Annotated in this window: 3 protein-coding genes; all 3 read left to right on the forward strand. The window is 76.0% G+C overall.

The features are described from left to right. A partial coding sequence (locus G3I42_RS14515; protein ID WP_239096447.1) for a BTAD domain-containing putative transcriptional regulator occupies positions 1-2940 on the forward strand: 2940 nt, incomplete at its 5' end. 343 nt (positions 2941-3283) lie between these two features. Continuing rightward, positions 3284-3511: a hypothetical protein gene (locus G3I42_RS14520; protein ID WP_164286043.1), complete on the forward strand. Its 228-nt coding sequence runs from the start codon at positions 3284-3286 to the stop codon at positions 3509-3511. A gap of 358 nt (positions 3512-3869) precedes the next feature. Then, positions 3870-4328: hypothetical protein (locus tag G3I42_RS14525; protein WP_164286045.1), on the forward strand; the 459-nt coding region annotated here is incomplete at its 3' end.

Consider the following 4328-nt stretch of genomic DNA (forward strand, 5'->3'; position numbering starts at 1 on the left):
GACGGCACCGCCCCGGCATCCCCCGCCCCCCAGCCCGCCCTCCGCTTCGCCGTCCTCGGCCCTGTCCGGGCCTGGCGCGGTGCCGAGCAGCTGCCCACCGGCTCCCCGCAGCAACGCGCTCTCCTCGCCGCGCTCCTGCTGCGCGCGGGACGGACCGCGACGGCCCCCGAGCTGATCGACGCCGTGTGGGGCGAGGAGCCGCCCGCGCAGGCCCTCGCCGCGCTCCGTACGTACGCCTCGCGGCTGCGCAAGACCTTCGGCGGGAGCGTGCTGCGCAGTGAGGCGGGCGGCTACGCGCTGCACCCCGACGCGCTCGGCGCGCGGGCCCTCGACCTCAGCCGTGCCGAGGAACTGGTCGCCGCCGCCGAGGCCGCCCGGGAGGAGGGGGACCTGGGCCGGGCGAGAGACCTGAGCGACGAGGCCCTGGCGCTGTGGGAGGGCGAGCCCCTGGCCCAGGTCCCCGGGCCGCACGCCGCCAACCAGCGGGCCCGGCTCGCCGAATGGCGGCTCCAGGTCCTGGAGTCCCGCTTCGCGATGGACCTGGAGCAGGGCTGCCACGCCGAGGCCGTCTCCGAGCTGACCGCGCTCACCACGGCCCACCCGCTGCGCGAGCGCCCCCGCGAACTGCTCATGCTCGCCCTCTACCGCTCGGGGCGCCAGGCCGAGGCCCTCGCCGTCTACACCGACACCCGGCGGCTGCTCGCCGAGGAGCTGGGCGTGGACCCGGGGCCCGCGCTCGCCCGGCTCCAGCAGCGCGTCCTCGCGGGCGACGAGGAACTGGCCCGCTCCCCGCAGCCCGCCCCGCGCGGCGGCCCGGCTCCGCTCAAGCCCGCGCAGCTCCCCGCCTCCGTGGCGGACTTCACGGGCCGCGAGAGCCTCGTCAAGGAGCTGAGCGACACCCTCGCCGGCGCGGGCTCGCAGGTCATGGCGGTCTCGGCCGTCGCGGGCATCGGCGGCGTCGGCAAGACCACGCTCGCCGTGCACGTCGCGCACAACTCCCGCGCCACCTTCCCCGACGGCCAGCTCTACGCCGACCTCCAGGGCGCCGGCGCGCACCCCGTCGACCCCGAGACCGTGCTCGGCGGCTTCCTGCGCGCGCTCGGCGTGCGCGACACCGCGCTGCCCGCCTCGCTCGACGAACGCGCCGCGCTCTACCGCTCCGCGCTCGACGGCCGCCGCGTCCTCATCCTGCTCGACAACGCGAAGGACCCCGCGCAGATCCGCCCGCTGCTGCCCGGTACGGAGGGCTCGGCGACACTCGTGACGAGCCGCCAGCGCATGGTCGGCCTCGCCGGGGCGCACCTCGTCGACCTCGACGTCATGTCCCCCGAGGAGGCCCTGACGCTGTTCACGCGCATCGTCGGCGCCGAGCGCGTGCAGGCCGAGCGGGAGGCGGCGCTCGACGTCGTCGCCGCCTGCGGCTTCCTGCCCCTCGCGATCCGCGTCGCCGCGTCCCGGCTCGCCGCCCGGCGCACCTGGACCGTCGGCGTCCTCGCCGCGAAGCTCGCCGACGAGCGGCGCAGGCTCGACGAGTTGCAGGCCGGTGACCTCGCCGTCGCCGCGACCTTCGAGCTGGGGTACGGGCAGCTCGAAGCCCACCAGGCGCGCGCCTTCCGGCTGCTCGGCCTCGTCGAGGGCCCCGACATCTCGGTCGCGGCGGCGGCGGCGCTCCTCGGTCTCGGCCCGTACGAGGCCGAGGACCTCCTCGAATCGCTCGTCGACACCTCGTTCCTCGAATCGGCCGCGCCGGGCCGCTACCGCTACCACGACCTCGTCCGGCTCTACGCCCGCTCCTGCGCCGAGCGCGACGAGCAGCCCGAGTCGGTGCGCACCGGGGCCCTGCGGCGGCTGCTCGACTTCTACCTCGCGACGACGGCCCGCGTGTACGCGCTGGAGCGGCCCGGGGACCGGCTCGTCGACCACCTCGCCACGACGCGCTACCCGGGCCTGGAGCTGACCGCGCCCGAGGAGGCGCAGGACTGGCTCTACGCGGAGGCGCAGAGCCTCCTCGCGACCGCGCGCCGGGCCACCGAGCGGGCCGATTCGCTCGCGGCGGCCGTGGATCTGCTGTGGGTCGCGAAGGACCTGAGCGAGTCGGGGGCGAACGCGCGGCAGTACCGCGAGGTGACCCGTACGGCGATCGAGCGGGCCGAACGGCTCGGGCTCGCCTCCGTCGCCAACCGCGCGCTCCTCGTCCTCGCCGATTCGGACAACGCGGCGGGCGGGCTCGACACCATGTGCGAACGGGCCGGGCGGGTCCTGGCCCGGACGGACGGCGGTGCCGACGCCGTCGTGGTGAGCTGGGCGCACAATCTCCTCGGTATCGGCTCGCTCTACCAGGGCGAGCACGAGGCGGGCGAGCGGCATCTGAGCGCGGCCGTCGAGCATTTCAGGGACCTCGGCGACCAGGCCGGGCAGGCGGCGGCGCTGTGCAACCTGTCCCGCATCCACCTCGCCACCGGCCGCCTGGACAGCGCCCTCGCACTCGCCGAGCGGGGCACCCGGCTCAACGACACGGCGGGCAGCGCGCTGCGCGGCGCCAACGGCCGGTACACGCAAGCACTCGTGCTCACCGCCGCCGGGCACCCCGCCGAGGCCGTCGAGCGGCTTGACGAGGCCCTCGCGGTCTTCCGCGCCAACCGGCAGGCCCTGTGGGTCGGCATGACCCTGTGCCGGCTCGCGGAGGCACGTCTCGCCCAGTCCGAGCCCGCCCGTGCCGCCGCCGACGCCGAGGGCGCGCTCACCGCGCTCAACGGGGTGGGCGGCGAGTGGCGCCGCGCCCAGGTCCTCACCGTCCTCGGCCGCGCCCTCGCGCTGACCGGTCAGGAAGAGCGCGCGCAGGTGTGCTGGGCGGAGGCGGAACGGGTCTACGAGGAGCAGGACGCCGCGAGCGAGGCGGCGGCCGTACGCGCCCTGCGCACGCAGACGCCCACACCCTGAGCCGGGCCAGGGAGCCGCACGGGGACTACCGGAAGCCGCACGAGGTCCCCGGAAGCCTCACGGGACGGCACGGCGGGCCGCCGCACGCCCCCCGCGCGAGCCTCCGTGATGGCCGCTCAGCAGGCACGTCGCAGCGACGATTTCGCGTTCATCGTTCGTTTATCGCCACCGGTCATGCTTCTTCCAACCGTTCCGTCGCGTCGGGGGGCAGACGGCACGGCTCCGGGCAAACCTCACCCGTTAGGGTGAGCGCCCCGGTTGACGTCCGCCCGGCCTCCTCCCGGGGGAGTGGCCGGGCGGGCGGCACCACCACCGTCCCCGTCGAAGAGGGAGAGCACACACGATGGCCGAAAGCCAGCAGCCCGAGACCGCCGACCAGGCCAAGGGCCCCGCGATGAAGCCGCTCAAGGACTCGTACGCGACCGGCAGCCCCGCCAACCCGGACGCGTCGGCGGCGAAGCCCGCCGCCGACGGCGAGGTCACGACCCTCGGCGACTCGTACGCGACCGGCAGCCCCGCCAACCCCGAGGCGAAGATCCTCGACCGCCCCGAGGGCGACGAGAAGAAGTGATCTTCACCCGGCGTCCGTCCCCACGGGGGATGTCCTCACGGGGGAAACCGGGGACACGGGGGAGCACGGACACCGGGTGAGCGGGTCCCCGCTGACCACGGGGGCGTACGGGGGACGTGCGCCACGCACAGGGGGACCAGGGGTCCGTGACGGCTGGGGGGCCGTCACGGACCCGGGGGAAGAAGAAAATGGGGGAAAGCGCACCGGCCGCGGCGGCCATCGGGGGAAGACCGCCGCGGCCGGTGCTCCCGTATGCCCAAATACCTTGTGGAGCCTCGCTGTTGGCCGGTTTCCGCGTCTGCCGTCCGCCGCCGCGGGTAGACGCGGAGCAGACACCGGCCGACAGGGAGGCCCCGCCATGGTCCGCAACGTCCTCGGTGGCGTACTCGCCGTGCTCGGCGCGGCAGCCGCCGTCGCCGCCCCCTTCCGCCCCTGGTACGCCGCGCGCCTCGGCCGCGAGTACCGGCTCTCCGACCTCTTCGGCTCCGGCGGGATCACGGCCGCGCACCCCAACCTGCTGTGGTCGCTCTTCCTGCCGTTCCTCCTCGCCGCCGCGCTGACCCTGCTCGGCCTCCTCGCGCGCCTGCGGACCGTCGTCCTGCTCGCCGGGGTCCTCGCGCTCGGCTGCACGGTGCTGTGGGCGGTACGGGCCGCGCAGGCCAACGGGGACGCGCTCACGGTCGCGGCGGACGGCTCCGGGGTGCGTACCGGCGCGGGCGCCGCCGCCGTGGGCGGGGTCCTGCTGATCCTCGCGGCGGCCGTCATGACGGGCCGCGTCCGGGCCCCCGAACCGCCCCCCGCCGCTCCCGTGCCGCCG

The sequence above is a fragment of the Streptomyces sp. SID11385 genome, assembly GCF_010548245.1.
Taxonomy (GTDB): Bacteria; Actinomycetota; Actinomycetes; order Streptomycetales; family Streptomycetaceae; genus Streptomyces.

What these genes read in the sequence shown, in the direction of transcription:
- G3I42_RS14520 (WP_164286043.1), top strand. Translation starts at nt 3,284, where the DNA reads ATGGCCGAAAGCCAGCAGCCCGAGACCGCCGACCAGGCCAAGGGCCCC.